Annotated in this window: 15 protein-coding genes; 6 read left to right on the top strand and 9 right to left on the bottom strand. The window is 61.7% G+C overall.

Going from position 1 to position 16,071, the window contains the following annotated elements; translation table 11 throughout:
* Window positions 1-5: 5 nt before the first annotated feature.
* The 9 genes from AC6CIA_RS04345 to ehuB form a co-directional block, all read right to left on the bottom strand.
* On the bottom strand, window positions 6-1,892 hold the full coding sequence (locus tag AC6CIA_RS04345; RefSeq protein ID WP_498310793.1) for a TonB-dependent receptor domain-containing protein: 1,887 nt from the start codon (window positions 1,890-1,892) through the stop codon (window positions 6-8).
* A gap of 153 nt (window positions 1,893-2,045) precedes the next feature.
* The gene (dxs, locus tag AC6CIA_RS04340; RefSeq protein WP_498310792.1) at window positions 2,046-3,944 is read right to left on the bottom strand and encodes a 1-deoxy-D-xylulose-5-phosphate synthase; all 1,899 of its coding nucleotides are present in this window, start codon (window positions 3,942-3,944) and stop codon (window positions 2,046-2,048) included.
* A gap of 110 nt (window positions 3,945-4,054) precedes the next feature.
* Complete coding sequence (gene ispA / locus AC6CIA_RS04335; protein WP_498310791.1) at window positions 4,055-4,942, bottom strand: (2E,6E)-farnesyl diphosphate synthase; 888 nt, start codon at window positions 4,940-4,942, stop codon at window positions 4,055-4,057.
* Window positions 4,939-5,181: an exodeoxyribonuclease VII small subunit gene (locus AC6CIA_RS04330; RefSeq protein ID WP_339530145.1), complete on the bottom strand. Its 243-nt coding sequence runs from the start codon at window positions 5,179-5,181 to the stop codon at window positions 4,939-4,941. The genes ispA and AC6CIA_RS04330 overlap by 4 nt, the downstream gene beginning before the upstream one ends.
* A 444-nt stretch (window positions 5,182-5,625) precedes the next feature.
* Window positions 5,626-6,258, bottom strand: coding sequence for an isochorismate family cysteine hydrolase YcaC (gene ycaC, locus AC6CIA_RS04325; RefSeq protein WP_339530147.1), 633 nt, complete (start codon window positions 6,256-6,258; stop codon window positions 5,626-5,628).
* Between the two features lie 157 nt (window positions 6,259-6,415).
* Window positions 6,416-7,210, bottom strand: a complete 795-nt coding sequence (gene ehuA / locus AC6CIA_RS04320; RefSeq protein WP_498310847.1) for an ectoine/hydroxyectoine ABC transporter ATP-binding protein EhuA — start codon at window positions 7,208-7,210, stop codon at window positions 6,416-6,418.
* Between the two features lie 83 nt (window positions 7,211-7,293).
* Window positions 7,294-7,950, bottom strand: a complete 657-nt coding sequence (gene ehuD / locus AC6CIA_RS04315) for an ectoine/hydroxyectoine ABC transporter permease subunit EhuD (RefSeq protein WP_498310790.1) — start codon at window positions 7,948-7,950, stop codon at window positions 7,294-7,296.
* On the bottom strand, window positions 7,947-8,606 hold the full coding sequence (gene ehuC / locus AC6CIA_RS04310; protein ID WP_339530153.1) for an ectoine/hydroxyectoine ABC transporter permease subunit EhuC: 660 nt from the start codon (window positions 8,604-8,606) through the stop codon (window positions 7,947-7,949). The genes ehuD and ehuC overlap by 4 nt, the downstream gene beginning before the upstream one ends.
* 68 nt (window positions 8,607-8,674) lie before the next feature.
* Window positions 8,675-9,532, bottom strand: a complete 858-nt coding sequence (gene ehuB, locus AC6CIA_RS04305) for an ectoine/hydroxyectoine ABC transporter substrate-binding protein EhuB (protein WP_498310788.1) — start codon at window positions 9,530-9,532, stop codon at window positions 8,675-8,677.
* 282 nt (window positions 9,533-9,814) lie between these two features.
* Here ehuB and ehuR point away from each other — a divergent pair, with 282 nt between their 5' ends.
* From ehuR to AC6CIA_RS04275, 6 genes are all read left to right on the top strand, one after another.
* Window positions 9,815-11,209 carry a MocR-like ectoine utilization transcription factor EhuR gene (gene ehuR, locus AC6CIA_RS04300; protein ID WP_498310786.1) on the top strand — a complete coding sequence of 465 codons (1,395 nt, stop codon included), beginning with the start codon at window positions 9,815-9,817 and terminating at the stop codon, window positions 11,207-11,209.
* A gap of 97 nt (window positions 11,210-11,306) precedes the next feature.
* On the top strand, window positions 11,307-12,278 hold the full coding sequence (gene eutB, locus AC6CIA_RS04295) for a hydroxyectoine utilization dehydratase EutB (protein WP_498310784.1): 972 nt from the start codon (window positions 11,307-11,309) through the stop codon (window positions 12,276-12,278).
* A 33-nt stretch (window positions 12,279-12,311) separates the two neighbouring features.
* Window positions 12,312-13,304 (top strand): ectoine utilization protein EutC, encoded by a 993-nt coding sequence (gene eutC, locus AC6CIA_RS04290; RefSeq protein ID WP_498310782.1) that lies wholly within the window; start codon window positions 12,312-12,314, stop codon window positions 13,302-13,304.
* Between the two features lie 39 nt (window positions 13,305-13,343).
* Window positions 13,344-14,534 (top strand): ectoine hydrolase DoeA, encoded by a 1,191-nt coding sequence (gene doeA, locus AC6CIA_RS04285; RefSeq protein WP_498310780.1) that lies wholly within the window; start codon window positions 13,344-13,346, stop codon window positions 14,532-14,534.
* Between the two features lie 3 nt (window positions 14,535-14,537).
* Window positions 14,538-15,539, top strand: a complete 1,002-nt coding sequence (doeB, locus tag AC6CIA_RS04280; RefSeq protein ID WP_498310778.1) for a N(2)-acetyl-L-2,4-diaminobutanoate deacetylase DoeB — start codon at window positions 14,538-14,540, stop codon at window positions 15,537-15,539.
* 29 nt (window positions 15,540-15,568) lie between these two features.
* Window positions 15,569-16,048: an Lrp/AsnC family transcriptional regulator gene (locus AC6CIA_RS04275; protein ID WP_498310776.1), complete on the top strand. Its 480-nt coding sequence runs from the start codon at window positions 15,569-15,571 to the stop codon at window positions 16,046-16,048.
* Window positions 16,049-16,071 lie beyond the last annotated feature (23 nt).

Raw genomic sequence — 16,071 nt, 5'->3', positions numbered from 1 at the left:
GAGGCTTAGCGTTGTGACGTCCAGGTCACACCGAGCATCAGCGCACGACCTTCTTCCCGGTAGCCATACTGCATGCCTTGGTGCTGATACAGCGCCCGGCTGTAGTCTTTGTCGAGCAGGTTATCGAGCTTCAGGTCCAGCTTGATCTCGGGATTGACTTCCCAACTGCCGCGCAATCCCAATAGCCCGTAACCGCCCAGTCGCTGCTGATTCTTCGGGTCGTCGTAGCTGCCGCTGACGGCTTGCCAACTGGCGCCGACGGCGAATTGCTCGAACTGGCGATCGAGGTCCAGGCTCAGGGTGCGCCGGGCGCGACGCGTCAGGGTGTAACCGCTGTCGCGGTCGCGAGGGTCGATGATTGCCAGTCCAAGGCTGCTCTGCCAACCCAGCAGCTCTTGCTTGAGTGCTGCCTCGAAACCATTGATACGCGCCGACGCAACGTTTTGCGGGCCGTCGCTACCGAACACGATGGCATCCTTGATATCGGTTCGGTACAGCGAGGCTTCCAATCGGCGGGTGTCGCTGAGTTGGCTGCGCCACTGCACTTCATAGCTTTTCGAGGTCTCGGGCTGCAGATCCGGGTTGCTGTTTTTAAAGCCATTGTCGTTCGGGTAGTAGAGGTCGTTGAAGGTTGGCGCGCGAAAGCCCTCGCTGTAGCTCAACAAAAGGTCATTGTCCGGGTTGAGGGGCAGGGTGAGCGTGCCGCTCCAACTGTTCTGGCCGCCGAATTGCTGGTTCTGGTCGCGGCGCAGGCCCAGCTCGGTGGAAAAAAACTGCCCTTCAAAGCGGTGCTGGATAAACGCTGCACGGTTCCAGCGACTGTCTTCGGCCAGCGGTGTGCTGCTGTTGACCTGGTCTTCGTACCAGTCGCCGCCCAGAATCAGGCCGTTCTGTGGATTGAGCCTCAGGTCGTTCTGCCAGTTCAGCGAGTTGCGATAGGTGTTGAACACACTACGGTCCTCACTGAGTTTGTCGAGGGTTTTTTCACGGTTCTCACTGTGGCCCAACTCTATCCGGGAGGTCCATGCGTCGTTGATGCGCGCATCGACATAACTGCTGACGCCACTTACGCTGAATTCGCTGTAGGGCGTTTGCTGGAAAACCCGATAATTTGCGTCATAGCGTCCGAACGGATTGTCGAACTCGCTTTTGCCGCGATTATCCAGCACATTCAACCCCGCTTCGAGGTCGTCATTGAAGGCATGGCTCAGGCTGAAACTGATCGACTGATTGCGATAGGCATCATGGTCGCCGTCGCTGGGGTACGACGTCTGGGTGCGATTGATCCCGTGGGTGTCATCCAGGCTGGCACCGAGGTTGAAGCGGGTTTGCTCGTTACCACCGGACAAGCCCAGGCTGCGTTCCCAGCTCTGATGGCTGCCAAACCCCAGGTGCAGGCGCGGTTGCAGGCCGGATTCGCTGCTGCGGCGGGTGAAAATCTGAATCACGCCGCCAATCGCATCGCTACCGTAGATCACCGAGCGCGACCCGCGCAGTACTTCCACGCGCTCGATCTGCTGAATGTTCAGGTGTTGCAAGTTGCTGTCGCCGGAGGTCGAGTTGCCGATGCGTTGCCCATCCACCAGCACCAGGCTTTGTGCCGATTTGGTGCCGCGAATGTAAATACTGGCGAGGCTCCCGCGACCGCCCGTCTGTGAGACCTGCACACCCGGCACCCGCTTGAGCAGGTCGCTGACGCTGGAGGGTTGCAGGCGCTCGATGTCGGCCCGGGTGAACACCGTATTGGCGGCACTGCTGTCATTGCGCGCCTGGACCTGACGGTTGGCGCTGATCACCACGTCGGGCAGCTTCAGGGCCGCGTCGCGGGTATCGGCAAACAGGAGCGGGGCGGGCAACAACAGAAGTGGGACGGCGACGCGAAGATATTTCATGGGCTATCCATGGCTTTCGAAGCAATACAAAACAAATGTGGGAGCTGGCTTGCCTGCGATCGCGGTGGCACATCCAGCACCGATGTGTCTGATAACCGCTATCGCGAGCAAGCCCGCTCCCACTATTTGATCCGGGTTCTACCGGGGGCCGGGCTACAGGCCGAGCAAGGCCATACGCTCGCGAACCGACGCCTCGATACCGGCTTCATCCAGCCCGCACTCGGCGAGCATCTGCGCCGGCTTGGCGTGTTCGACGTAGATATCCGGCAAGCCCAGGTGCAGCACCGACTTGAGGATATTCTCGCGTGCCAGGAACTCGCTGACCGCCGCGCCGGCGCCACCCATGATCGCGTTTTCTTCGAGGGTCACCAGCAACTCATGGCCGGCGGCGAGCTCGCGCACCAGGGCTTCGTCCAACGGCTTGACGAAACGCATATCCACCACGCTCGCGTCGATCTTCTCGGCGACTTTCAGGGCTTCCGCCAGTTGCACGCCGAAGGCCAGCAAGGCCACACGCTGACCTTGGCGACGGACGATGCCCTTGCCGATTTCGATCGGCTCCAGATCCTTTTCAATCAGTGCATTCGGACCGTTGCCGCGCGGGTAGCGCACGGCGGCCGGGCCGTTGTACAGATGGCCGGTGCTGAGCATCTTGCGCAGTTCGTTCTCGTCACTCGGGGTCATCACCAGCATGCCGGGGATGCAGCGCAAGTAGGACAAGTCGAAACTACCGGCATGGGTCGGGCCGTCTTCGCCCACCAGGCCAGCACGGTCGATGGCGAACAGCACGTCGAGGTTCTGCACCGCCACGTCATGCACCAACTGGTCATAGCCGCGCTGCAGGAACGTGGAATAGATCGCCACCACCGGCTTGGCGCCTTCACAGGCCATGCCGGCGGCGAAGGTCACCGCGTGTTGTTCGGCAATCGCCACGTCGAAATAGCGCAGCGGGAAGCGCTCGCTGAACGCCACCAGATCGGAGCCTTCCTTCATCGCCGGGGTGATGCCCACCAGGCGTGCGTCGGCGGCGGCCATGTCGCACAGCCATTCGCCAAACACACCGGAGTACTTCGGTCCGCTGGCTTGCTTCGGCGTGGCGGCCGGCGCGTCGAGCGGATCGAGCTTGGTGATGGCGTGGTAACCGATCGGGTCGACTTCCGCCGGGGCGAAGCCTTTGCCTTTTTTGGTGACCACATGCAGGAACTGCGGACCCTTGAGGTCACGCATGTTGCGCAAGGTGGCAATTAGCGTCGGCAGATCATGGCCGTCGATAGGGCCGATGTAATTCCAGCCCAGTTCCTCGAACAGAGTCCCGGGGACCAGCATGCCCTTGGCATATTCTTCGGTCCGGCGGGCGATTTCCCAGGCGCCGGGCAGACGCGACAGCACCTTTTTGCTGCCTTCGCGCATGCTGGCGTAGGTGCGGCTGGACAGAATCTTCGCCAGGTAATTGGACAGCCCGCCGACGTTGCGCGAGATCGACATGTCGTTGTCGTTGAGGATCACCAACATGTTGGCATCCACCTCGGGCGCATGGTTCAGCGCTTCGAACGCCATGCCGGCGGTCAGCGCGCCGTCACCGATCACGGCAATCGCCTTGCGATCACTGTTTTGCAGGCGGGCGGCAATCGCCATGCCCAGCGCTGCGCTGATCGAGGTGCTGGAGTGGCCGACGCCGAAGGTGTCGTATTCGCTCTCGGAACGACGCGGGAAGGCGGCGATGCCGTCTTTCTGGCGCAGGCTGGCCATGCGCTCGCGGCGTCCGGTGAGGATTTTGTGCGGATAGGCCTGATGACCGACGTCCCACACCAGCCGGTCGTCCGGGGTGTCGAAGACGTAATGCAAGGCGATGGTCAGCTCGATGACGCCAAGGCCGGCACCGAAATGCCCACCGGTCTGGCCGACCGTGTAGAGCAATTCCAGGCGCAATTCATCGGCCAGGGTTTCCAGCTCGGCTTCACCCAGACGACGCAGGCCGTCCGGCGTGACAGCACGGTCGAGCAGGGGCGTGGTCGGGCGTTTGCGGGGAATCTCTTGAAACGTCGTGGGCATCAGGCGAATCGTTATAGGTATAGAAGAGGCGGCAGTTTACCTCAAGCATCGCAAACTGCCCACGCGGAGCGCCGAACTTGGCCGATATGCAGCCCAGATGAGCGCAGCAGTCAGTGGCGGCGTTCGACGATATACCGCGCCAGGTCACGCAACGGCCCGGCCGCCGCGTCGAAAGGTCGCAGGGCGTCCAGCGCCTGGTCGCGCAGCTCGAGGGCGTAGGCTTTGGCCGCTTCCAGGCCGAGCAGCGAAGGATAGGTCGGCTTGTCGCGCGCGATATCGGCGCCTTGGCGTTTGCCGAGGGTCGCGGTATCGCTTTCCACGTCGAGAATGTCGTCCTGCACCTGGAAGGCCAGGCCGATGGCGCGGGCGTAGGTCTGCAATGCCGCCAATGGCGCGGCTTCGGCCCGGCCGCTGGCCAGGGCGCCAAGCTGCACGGCGGCCTCGATCAACGCGCCGGTCTTGTGGCGATGCATGTATTCCAGGGCGTGCTGATCCAGCTTGAGGCCGACAGAACCCAAGTCAATTGCCTGGCCGCCGACCATGCCGGCAGGGCCGGCGGCCATGGCCAGCGCGGTGACCATGCGCAAACGGATCTCGGCATTGACGTCGCTCAAGCGCGGGTCGAGCAGTGCGCTGAATGCCAGGCTTTGCAGGCCGTCACCGGCCAGAATCGCACAGGCTTCGTCAAACGCCTTGTGGGTGGTGGGCTGGCCGCGACGCAGGTCGTCATCGTCCATCGCCGGCAAATCGTCATGCACCAGGGAATAGGCGTGAATCAACTCCACCGCACAGGCCGCGCCGTTGGCTTGCTCTGCTGCGGCACCCAGCGCCTCGCAGGCCGCATAGGCGAGTAATGGCCGTATACGCTTGCCACCGTTCATCACGCTGTAGCGCATGGCTTCATACAGACGCTGCAATTCGGGGCTTGGCGCAACAAACAGCGGCGTCAGCGCCGCGTTGACACGGGCCTGGCTGCTGGCTTGATAGACGTCGATCATTCAGCTTGTTCCGCGTCGAAAGGTTCTTCGGCCAACTCCCCGTCACGCTCCAGCAACACCTGAACCTTCTGCTCGGCCTGCGCCAGCGCGCTTTGGCAATCACGGGTCAGACCGATGCCTTGCTCGAACGCCGTCAACGAGTCTTCCAGCGACAACTCGCCGTTCTCCAGACGCTCGACCAGGGTTTGCAGATCAGCGAGGGATTGTTCGAAATCGAGTGCAACTTTTTTGCGGGCCATGGCGGCTATTCCGGTTGACGGTAAACGGGCGCGACACTAGCAGATAGGGGGTGGAGGGGCAAATGAGCGACAAGGTTCAGTCGCTCTCGCCAGTGATTCGACGGTGGGGGCTCCGGCGAGCCCCAATGCCGTTCAGTTAGGACTGTTGTGGCGAGCGGGCTTGTCGGAACGCCGCATCGCCCGCGTTGGGCTGCGAAGCAGCCCCAGTAAGCCGAATGCGGTGTATCAGAGACTCCGTAGCGGCTGGTTTTTGGGGCTGCTCGCAGCCCAGCGCGGGCGATGCGGCGTTCCGACAAGCCCGCTCGCCACAGGGACATTCGTCAGCTTCTGAAAGTTGTGTAGATACCGATGCTCCTACAGTGGTCGCTATTTGCTTGACTGAACGGCATTGGGACAAGTTCTCTCGCCACAGCGGCTGTGCAAGCTTCCGTCAAGGTGGCAGGCTTAGTTCTGACGTGCAGTCAGCGCCGCGTAGCCGTTCATCAGGTTGCGGTAGTTGGGGATGCGCTGCGACAACAGGTTGCCCAGGCCTTCGATATCGTTGCGCCAGTCGCGGTGCAGCTCACAGGCTACCGAGAACCAGTTCATCATTTGCGCGCCCGCTTGCGTCATGCGACTCCAGGCGGCTTGCTGCACCGTGGTGTTGAAGGTGCCCGAAGCATCGGTCACTACAAACACTTCAAACCCTTCCGCCAGCGCCGACAGTGTCGGGAACGCCACGCACACGTCCGTCACCACACCGGCAATGATGATCTGCTTGCGCCCGGTGGCCTTGATCGCCTTGACGAAGTCTTCGTTATCCCAGGCGTTGATCTGGCCTGGGCGAGCGATGTACGGCGCGTCCGGGAACATTTCTTTCAGCTCCGGAACCAGCGGGCCGTTGGGGCCTTGTTCGAAACTGGTGGTGAGGATGGTCGGCAGTTCGAAGAACTTGGCCAGGTCAGCCAGGGCCAGCACGTTGTTCTTGAACTCGTTGGGCGAGAAGTCCTGTACCAGCGAAATCAGCCCGGTCTGGTGATCGACCAGCAGCACGATGGCGTCGTCTTTGTTCAAGCGGTTGTAAGTTGGAGTGCTCATGGTTGAATCCTTTTTTGTCTAAGTGGGTAGGGCGTTGCGTTCAACATGGGCACAGATTAAGCGGTGGACGATGAGGGATAAATGGGGCGAAACAGGTAATACTGTCAACTAAAACGAGACAATTGAAAGGGAACCCTCGGTTTCAGCGGGCTGCTGATTAATTAGCTTCCTTCACCGCACTCAGAAACGCGCAGGTGCGCTCTTGTTGCGGCTGTTCGAAAATCTGCGTCGGCGTCCCCTGTTCGTGAATCTGTCCCTTGTAGAAAAAACACACCCTGTCCGCGAACTCCCGGGCGAAACCCATCTGGTGCGTGACCATCAGCATGGTCAGGTTGTGTTCGCTGCCCAGCTGGCGAATGACGTTGAGCACTTCGCCACACAGTTCTGGGTCGAGCGCCGAGGTCACTTCGTCGAACAGCATGACCTTGGGCCGCATCGCCAGCGCACGGGCAATCGCCACGCGTTGTTGCTGGCCGCCGGAGAGTTGCGACGGATAATGTTCCAGCTTGCTGCCCAGGCCCACCAGTTCGAGCAGGTCCGCCGCGCGTTCGCGGGCTTCTGCGGTTTTCATGCCGAGCACTTGCACCGGCGCTTCGATGACGTTTTGCAGCGCCGTCATGTGCGGGAACAGGTTGAAGCTCTGGAACACCATGCCGATCTTGCCGCGTACGCGACGGATATGCCGGTCGTTGGCCGGCACCAGCACACCGTTGCGGTTAGGCATGTGGGTCAGCAGGTCATCTTCGATGCTGATCGAGCCGTCATCGATGCCTTCCAGGGTCATCAATACCCGCAGCAATGTGGATTTGCCTGAGCCGCTGGGGCCGATGATCGCGACCTTCTCGCCGGGGCTGACATTCAGGTTCAAGCGGTCGAGGACGGTAAAGCTGCCATAGCGCTTGGTAACGTTCTGGAAGCTGACGATCGGTTTGACGGATTTGAGTGCCTGCATGGCCGGGGCCTCCTGCGGCTGCAACGGTGACGGGGCGTGATACTGGAAAAGGTCGCTGGGTGTCGAAGACATTCGAGAAGTCATTAGCGTAGCTCCAGGCGCGCTTCAAGGCGCCGTACCAGATAAGCCAGGCCGATGCTCAGGATCAGGAAAAACAGCCCGACCATGCTGATCGGTTCCAGGTAACGGAAGTTCTCGGAACCGATGTTCTTGGCCTGTTGCATGATTTCCACCACGGTAATTGCCGACAGCACCGGCGTATCCTTGAGCATCGCTACCAGGTAGTTACCCAATGGCGGCAGGATCGGCCGCAAAGCCTGCGGCAGAATGATGTTGCGGTAGGCGCTGTACGGGGCGATGTTCAGCGCCGTCACCGCTTCCCATTGGGCGCGCGGCACCGCATCGAGACCGCCGCGATAAACCTCGGCGATGTAGCAGGCGTAATGCAGGCCGATGCCCAGGATGCCGACCTGCATGGCGCTCATGCTGACACCGTAGTTGGGCAGCACGTAGTACAGGAAATACACCTGGATCAGCAGCGGTGTGCTGCGAATGAACTCAATGACTGCGGTGGCCGGCCAGGACAGCCAGAGCCGTCGGCTGCGTCGACCGATCGCGAGGAACAGGCCGAGCACAATGGCGATCAGAAAACCGATCAGGGTGATACCTAGGGTGTTGAGCGAGGCCCGCAGCAGGTCGGGAAGGATTTGCCAGGCATAGCTCCAGTCGAACAAGGTCATGACAGACCTCCACGCATCCGCCCGCGGGCCAGGCGCCGTTCAACATGGCGCATGCCAAAATTGATGGCCTGGGCCAGGATGAAATACATCAGCAGCGCCAGGCTGAAGATTTCCAGGGTCTGGAAGGTGGCCTGGTCCAACTGCCGGGCGCGAAAGCTGAGGTCGGACAAGGTGATCAGTGACACCAGCGAGGTGTTTTTCAGCAGTTCGATCAGCAGGTTGGTCCCCGGCAGGATTGCCGCCAATAAGGCCTGGGGCAGGATGATCCGGCGAAAGCGCGTGTAGCGGCTGAAATTCAGCGCGGTGGAGGCTTCGTACTGACCCTTGGCCACCGAGCTGATTGCTCCGCGCATGACTTCCGCGCCGTAAGCGCCGATGTGCAAGCCGAGACCGACGACGGCCACGCTGTAGGGGCTCAGCGCGATGTTGAACGGGGGTAGTGGCAGCACGAAAAACAGCCAGAACAACTGCACCAGCAGCGAGGTGCCGCGAAACACTTCGATGTAGGCAATGGAAAACCAGCGCAGGAGTCGCCAGGGCGACATGCGCCCCAGCGCCGCAAGAATCGCCGTGACAATCGCCAGCAGCGAACCGAGGAATGTCACCTGGAGCGTTACCCAGGCGCCTTGTATCAACAGCGGAAGTAATTCACCCATGGTTCAACCTGGCCAGTCGGATTAAGCAGAAAAATAGGCACCACGCCGTGGCGCCATGCCTGTTTCGACTATTGAGCGCAGAGCTCAGCAGCGGTTTTGCTGGTCAGGTTGGATTTGTCGAAGCCGAAAGGTGCAACCGCCTTGAGATGTTCTTCGGAGCCCAGCCATTTCTTCAGCTCGGCATTCACTGCATCCCGCAGCGCCTTGTCTTCCGGGCGGAAGGCGAGGGCGCCGTAGCCAATGTGCGAAGGGTCATCCTTGAATTCGGTGATCGCCTCGACCTTTTCGCCACCTTTGGCGGCCAGGTTTTTCATGGTCAGTTGAGTGCCCACGGCGGCATCGGCACGCCCGGCGCGCACCGCTTGCAATTGCGCGGTGGTGTCCGGTACTTGCAGGATCTGTGCGTCCTTGACCCCCGAGTCCCGCGCATAAGCCAGGTTCACCGTGCCCGCCATGATCGCCAGTTTTACCTCGGGGTTTTTGGCGATGTCTTCATAGCTGTGCAGGTTATGCGGATTACCCTTGGCGGTGAGCAGAGCGTCCGGCAGTTGATACTGCGGGTCGGTGAACAGCACTTGCTTGCAGCGTGCCGGGGTGATGTACATGCCCGCGGCAATCACATCGAAACGCCCGGCGCGCAGGCCCGGGATCAACGCGCCCCATTCGGTCAACACACCATTGACCTGCTTGATGCCCATCTGGGCGAAGATCGCCTTGGCGATTTCCGGCGATTCACCGGTCACCCGGCCGTCGGTCTCGGTAAACGCAAAAGGCGTTTCATTGGCATAGCCGATGCGGATGCTGCTGTTTTTCTGAATGGTTTCCAGGGTGGTGGCGGCCTGGGCACTGATGGCCACGCCGAGCATCGTGCCAGCCACGAACAGGCAGCGCCACGCGGGGGAAGTACGGGAGGTGGAATTGCTCATCGGTAAAATCTCCTGTTTCTTGTGGACCCGTCGTCGACGGCTCTGTGGTAGGAGGCAGTGTTACAAGAGCAAAGCGTACAAGGGCTGATTGCATGAACCACGCAGCGCACCGGTACAGGGCGATTGGTGTTGTTATGGGGGGCTTGACGAGCGGCCCCTGCATCGACCTTGGACCGAGCATACAAAAGCCCCGGCCATCATGGCATTGCACTAGGACAATTGCGTTGTACGGATTCTCGCGGGATGCTGTGCGCACTGGCACCTACGCGGGTTTTAGCGCCGATGGACACCTGGAAAGCAGCCCTGCAGATCGCCCGCAGCGGCGAGTCAAAATACAAGATACTGGTGCAGGCAATCGCCGACGACATCGAGCAGGGCGTGCTGGCCAACGATCAGCGCCTGCCGCCGCAACGCCACGTGGCCGATGCCATGGGCATCAGCGTGCAAACCGTGACCAATGCCTACAAGGAACTGGAGCGCCAAGGCCTGGTGCGCTGCGAGGTCGGCCGCGGCAGTTTTGTCTCGCGGCGTATGAGCGACCGGGTCGCGACCTATATCCTCGACAGCCCCGAGCGGGCCCTGGTGGACTTCTCCATCACGCGTATCTTGCACACCCGCGAGCACGATCAGGCCTGGCGCGAGACCTGCCGTGAACTCAGCACGGAAGACGACCAGCCGTGGATTCATGCCTTTCGTCCGATCGCCGGTTTCGAGGCTCACCGAGACGCCGCCATGCATTGGATCGGCCGTCAGGGGCTGCGGGTGGAGCGCGATGACATCCTGATCACCAATGGCGCCGCCCACGGGATCTTCCTGGCCCTGGCATCCCTGGCCGGCCCCGATGATGTGGTGCTGTGTGAAGGGCTCACCGATCATGGCGTGATCGGCAACTCCCAGGTGCTGGGTTTTACCCTCAAGGGGCTGGAGACCGACCGGCAGGGCATCGACCCGGAGCATTTCGAAGACATGTGCAGCAATGAGCGGGTGACCGCGCTGGTCTGCACGCCGAACCTGAACAACCCGACCACCAGCCTGATGCCCGACAGCCGTCGCCGCGAGATTGCCGATATCGCCCGGCGTTTCGGCGTGCACATCATCGAGGACGACGTCTACGGTCCGCTGCTGGACGAAAAGCGCGCACCGCCGATCAGTCATTACCTGCCGGAACTGTCGTTCTATTGCACCAGCATGACCAAGTCGGTGCTCACCGGCCTGCGCATCGGCTATCTGGTGGTGCCCAAGCGCCTGGCGCTGCGCACTGAAAGTATCCTGCGGGTCAACAGTTGGATGGCGACGCCGATGGTCTCGGAGATTGCGGCGCGCTGGATTCGCGACGGGCGCGCCGACGCCTTGGTCAGTCTGCAACGCAAGCTGTTGGCCGGGCGCCAGGCGATGGTCAGCGAATACCTGGATGATTACCTGCTGGGCCAGCACCCCTACGCGTTGAATGCGTGGGTCGGGATACCCGCTCATTGGGAGGTCGATAGCCTGGTGCGGGCGCTGCGTCATAAACACATTGCGGTCACTTCACCCGACCCTTTCACGGTGCGTGGCACCCCGCGACCGCGCGCTGTGCGGCTGTGTGTCGGCGCCGAATGCAGTGATGACGAAATGCGCGAGGCGTTAATCGGCATGCGTGAAATATTCAACCAGTACCCGCAGATTCATGACTTTTGAGCGCGCCGAAAAGTTTGTCGGTTAAATTGCCCTAGTACATTCATCGCGACAATCCAGCCCTCTTAGACTGCGTCCACTACCCCTGTGGGAGGCGGTCATGTCAGCGTTGCAGCTAAACGATATTTACCTCGCTCGCCAGCGGATCGAATCGCAGGTGCGGCGTACCGCCATGGAGTATTCGCCGAGTTTGTCCCAACGGATGGGCGTGGCGGTGTACCTCAAGCTTGAATCCCAGCAGATCACCGGCAGCTTCAAGTTGCGCGGTGCGAGCAATGCCGTGGCGCAACTCGATGCCGAGCAAAAGGCGCGTGGCGTGGTGACGGCCTCGACCGGCAACCACGGTCGCGCCCTGGCTTACGCCGCGTCCCGGCAAGGGGTCAAGGCCAGCATTTGCTTGTCGCACCGGGTGCCGGAAAACAAGGTCCAGGCCATTCGTGAACTGGGCGCCGAGGTGTGTATCGTCGGCCACTCCCAGGACGATGCCCAGCGTGAAGCCGAGCGCATTGCCAACGAACAGGGCGCGACCTTGCTGCCGCCGTTCGATCATCCCGCGATCATCGCCGGCCAGGGCACCCTGGGCCTGGAAATTCTCGAACAACTGCCCGACGTGGCGCAAATCCTCGTGCCGTTGTCCGGCGGTGGGCTGTTCGCCGGTGTCGCGCTGGCGATCAAAAGCGCCAATCCGCGGATTGTCACCCACGGCATCAGCATGCAGCGTGGCGCGGCCATGCACGCCAGCCTGGCGGCAGGCCATCCACTGGAAGTCGAAGAGGTGTCGACCCTCGCCGACTCCCTGGGCGGCGGCATCGGCCTGGACAATCGCTACACCTTCGACATGACCCGTGATCTTTGCGATCACCTGCACCTGCTCAGCGAATCCGCCATCGCCAATGCCCTGCGCCACGCCTATCGCCACGAACGGCTGGTGCTGGAAGGCGCGGCAGTGGTTGGCATTGCGGCGTTGCTCGAGGGGCTGATCGAGCCGCGTGGGCCGATTGTGGTGGTGGTCAGCGGGCGTAACGTCGACAGCGATCAGCACCTGCGTGTGCTCAATGGTCTTGACGCGTAAATCACCACAATAACCAACGGGAGCACCCTGTCGATGAGTCAAGTCAGCCTGCTAAGCGAAGCCGATCTGCGTGCCTGCGTCGACCTGGACTTGTCCAGTATCGAGGCCATCGAACAGGCGTTCGTGCTGCTCGCCACGGCGGCCGTCGCCATGCCACCGATCCTGCGTCTGGACATCCCGGAACACAATGGCGAAGTGGACGTGAAGACGGCGTATCTGCCGGGCCTGGAGCGGTTCGCGATCAAGGTCAGTCCCGGCTTTTTCGACAACCCGGGACTCGGCCTGCCAAGCCTCAACGGCATGATGATGCTGTTGTCGGCGCGCACCGGGTTATTGGACGCGTTGTTGCTGGACAACGGCTACCTGACAGCGGTGCGTACGGCCGCCGCCGGCGCGGTGGCGGCGCGCTGTTTGTCGCGGCCTGAGAGTCGCAGCGTGGCACTGATTGGCAGTGGCGAGCAGGCGGCGTTGCAGTTGCAAGCGTTGCGTCTGGTGCGACCGATTGAACAGGTGCGCGTCTGGGCACGGGACGGCGCCAAGGCGCAGGATTTCTGCGCCGGGCTGTCACGCAGTAGCGCGCTGCTGGTGGTCGCCTGCGCCAGCATCGAGGAGGCGCTGGCCGACGCGGACATAGCTATCACCTGTACCCCAAGCCGTGAACCCTTGATCCAGGCGCACCACTTGCGTCGCGGTCTGCACATCACCGCCATGGGTTCCGACGCCGAACACAAAAACGAAATTGCGCCCCAGGTTCTGGCCAGGGTCGATCGCTATGTGGCGGATCGCTTGAGCCAGACCCGGATCCTCGGCGAACTGCACCATGCCCTGGCGGCCGGGATCAGGCTCGACGAGTCGCGCCTGGCGGAACTGGGGCAGGTCCTGGCAGGCCAGCGACCCGGTCGCACCGATGCGGCGCAAATCACCTTGTGCGACCTGACGGGCACCGGCGCTCAGGACACGGCCATGGCTAATCTGGCGTTCGAACGTGCGCGTGCGGCCGGCAAGGGTGTGCAGTTTTCCAGTTGATTCATTTCATTCCTGCGTCATTTATCAGAGGGCATGTGCATGTCTCAGATAGTCGTCAACCTGCCGTTCGCACGAGCGGAATACGCCCAGCGCCTGACCAAGGTCCGTGAGGCCATGCAAGGGCAGGGCATTGAGCTGCTGCTGGTCACCGACCCTTCCAACATGGCCTGGCTGACGGGCTACGATGGCTGGTCGTTCTATGTGCACCAATGTGTGCTGGTGGCCCTGGACGGCGAGCCGGTCTGGTTCGGTCGCGGCCAGGATGCCAACGGTGCCAAGCGCACGGTGTTCATGCAGCACCAGAACATCGTCGGTTACCCGGACATCTACGTGCAGTCCCGGGAACGTCATCCGATGGACTATCTGTCGCGGGAAGTCATCGGCGCCCGGGGTTGGGACACGCTGAATATCGGCGTGGAAATGGACAATTATTACTTCAGCGCCGCCGCTTATCTGTCGCTGCAAAAACACTTGCCGAACGCCACCTTCATCGACGCCGCGGGGCTGGTGAATTGGCAGCGGGCGATCAAGTCGCCGCAGGAAATCGCTTACATGCGTATCGCCGCGCGCATCGTCGAAAACATGCACGGGCGTATCTTCGAGCGCATCGAGCCGGGCCTGCGCAAAAACGAACTGGTGGCCGAGATCTACAGCAGCGGGATCCTTGGCGCCGACGGGCATGGCGGCGATTATCCCGCCATCGTGCCGCTGTTGCCCACCGGCGCCGACGCCAGTGCACCGCACCTGACCTGGGACGATACGCCGTTCGAGAACGGCGCCGGGACCTTCTTTGAAATTGCCGGGTGCTACAAGCGTTACCACTGTCCGTTGTCCCGAACGATCTACCTGGGCAAACCGCCGCAGCACTTTATCGAGGGTGAAAAAGCGGTGGTCGAGGGCATTGCCGCCGGTCTCGAAGCCGCAAAGCCCGGCAATACCACCGGTGATATCGCCGTGGCGTTTTTCAAGGTGCTGGAAAAATTCGGCATCCACAAAGACAGTCGCTGTGGTTACCCGATCGGCATCAGTTATCCGCCGGATTGGGGCGAGCGCACCATGAGCTTGCGCCCTGGCGATACGAGTGTGTTGCAGCCGGGCATGACCTTCCACTTCATGCCTGGATTGTGGATGGATGACTGGGGCCTGGAAATCACCGAAAGCATTCTGATCACCGACACCGGGGTCGAGACGCTGTGCAATGTGCCACGCCAACTGTTCGTCAAGGATTGAACCATGAGCGACTTGCCTGAAAACCCCATCAGCGCCACCGTGGATTTCACCCGTGACGGCGTGCAGCACGGCTTTCTCAAATTGCCTTATTCGCGCGACGACTCGGCCTGGGGCGCGGTGATGATTCCACTCACCGTGATCCAGCATGGGCGCGGGCCGACCGCGTTGCTCACGGGTGGCAATCATGGCGACGAATACGAAGGTCCGGTGGCCCTGAGCAAATTGGCCCAGGGCCTGAGCGCGGCTGACGTCAGTGGGCGATTGATCATTGTGCCGTTCATGAACACGCCGGCCTTTCACGCCGGCCGACGTACTTCACCCGTCGACCAAGGCAATCTCAACCGCAGCTTTCCCGGCAAGCCGGACGGCAGCGTGACCGAGAAAATCGCCGACTACTTCACCCGCACGCTGCTGCCGCTGGCCGATATCGTGCTGGATATCCATTCCGGTGGTCGCACCCTGGACTTTCTGCCATTCGCCGCTTGTCATGTGCTGGCAGACAAACAGCAGCAGGCCCAATGCGAAGCCGGGATGCGTGCGTTCAACGCGCCCTACAGCATGCGCATGCTGGAGCTGGACGCCGGGGCGATGTACGACACCGCCGCCGAAAGCCAGGGCAAAGTCTTTGTCACCACAGAACTGGGCGGCGGCGGTTCGTCCACGGCGCGCAGCGTGGCAATCGCCGAGCGCGGGGTACGCAACCTGCTGGTGCATGCCGGAATTCTCCAGGGCGAAATCGAATACCAGGAGTCCCGGCTGCTCGATATGCCGGCTGCCGACTGCTTTATTACCAGCGAGCACGACGGCCTGCTGGAAATGTGCCGGGACCTGGGCGACACGGTGCGCCAGGGCGATGTGATCGCCCGCGTGTACGACGCCACCCGCAGCGGCGTTGCTGCGGTGGAATACCGCGCGGCGCGCAGTGGCGTGTTGGCGGCGCGGCATTTTCCGGGGTTGGTGCAGTGCGGAGACACCGTGGCGGTGATTGCCGACGTACTGAGCTGAAACTTGATCGTTGTGGAGACCCGCGGCCCATGCACAAACTCGACCGCTATGACCTGAAAATCCTGCGCATCCTCGCCGAGGACGCGCGCATTACCAAGTCGAGCCTGGCGGAGGCCATCAACCTGTCGGTCACCCCGGCCTGGGAACGGGTGCGCAAACTGGAGGCGTTGGGCCTGATCAAGGGCTACCGCGCCCGGATCGACTGGAACGCTGTGTTCAAAAGCCAGCAAGTGCTGGTGGAAATCTCCCTGGCCCGCCACACCGCCCAGGACATGCGGCGCTTCGAGCAACGGATGCACGACGCCAGCGAAGTGGCCTTCTGTTACGCCACCGGCGGCGGTGTCGACTACATGGCGATGATCCAGGCCCCGGACATTGATCACTACCAACGTTTCATCGACCAGCTATTGCTCGATGACCTGGGCATCGAACGCTACTTCACTTACATCGTTACCAAGACCATCAAGACCTCGGGGGCGTTGCCCGTCGAGCTGGCGCAGGCGCTCTAGGGCTCACCGCAAAAGCCACTGTT

The organism is Pseudomonas sp. GQ91 (genome assembly GCF_059758795.1).
Note: the sequence above shows the minus strand (reverse complement) of the source record. Positions and strands in the feature narration are given on the sequence as shown.

Bases quoted from the DNA above. Each gene is read 5' to 3' on its own strand.
- AC6CIA_RS04345 (WP_498310793.1), bottom strand. From the start codon at position 1,892: ATGAAATATCTTCGCGTCGCCGTCCCACTTCTGTTGTTGCCCGCCCCG.
- dxs (WP_498310792.1), bottom strand. From the start codon at position 3,944: ATGCCCACGACGTTTCAAGAGATTCCCCGCAAACGCCCGACCACGCCC.
- ispA (WP_498310791.1), bottom strand. From the start codon at position 4,942: ATGATCGACGTCTATCAAGCCAGCAGCCAGGCCCGTGTCAACGCGGCG.
- AC6CIA_RS04330 (WP_339530145.1), bottom strand. From the start codon at position 5,181: ATGGCCCGCAAAAAAGTTGCACTCGATTTCGAACAATCCCTCGCTGAT.
- ycaC (WP_339530147.1), bottom strand. From the start codon at position 6,258: ATGAGCACTCCAACTTACAACCGCTTGAACAAAGACGACGCCATCGTG.
- ehuA (WP_498310847.1), bottom strand. From the start codon at position 7,210: ATGCAGGCACTCAAATCCGTCAAACCGATCGTCAGCTTCCAGAACGTT.
- ehuD (WP_498310790.1), bottom strand. From the start codon at position 7,950: ATGACCTTGTTCGACTGGAGCTATGCCTGGCAAATCCTTCCCGACCTG.
- ehuC (WP_339530153.1), bottom strand. From the start codon at position 8,606: ATGGGTGAATTACTTCCGCTGTTGATACAAGGCGCCTGGGTAACGCTC.
- ehuB (WP_498310788.1), bottom strand. From the start codon at position 9,532: ATGAGCAATTCCACCTCCCGTACTTCCCCCGCGTGGCGCTGCCTGTTC.
- ehuR (WP_498310786.1), top strand. From the start codon at position 9,815: ATGGACACCTGGAAAGCAGCCCTGCAGATCGCCCGCAGCGGCGAGTCA.
- eutB (WP_498310784.1), top strand. From the start codon at position 11,307: ATGTCAGCGTTGCAGCTAAACGATATTTACCTCGCTCGCCAGCGGATC.
- eutC (WP_498310782.1), top strand. From the start codon at position 12,312: ATGAGTCAAGTCAGCCTGCTAAGCGAAGCCGATCTGCGTGCCTGCGTC.
- doeA (WP_498310780.1), top strand. From the start codon at position 13,344: ATGTCTCAGATAGTCGTCAACCTGCCGTTCGCACGAGCGGAATACGCC.
- doeB (WP_498310778.1), top strand. From the start codon at position 14,538: ATGAGCGACTTGCCTGAAAACCCCATCAGCGCCACCGTGGATTTCACC.
- AC6CIA_RS04275 (WP_498310776.1), top strand. From the start codon at position 15,569: ATGCACAAACTCGACCGCTATGACCTGAAAATCCTGCGCATCCTCGCC.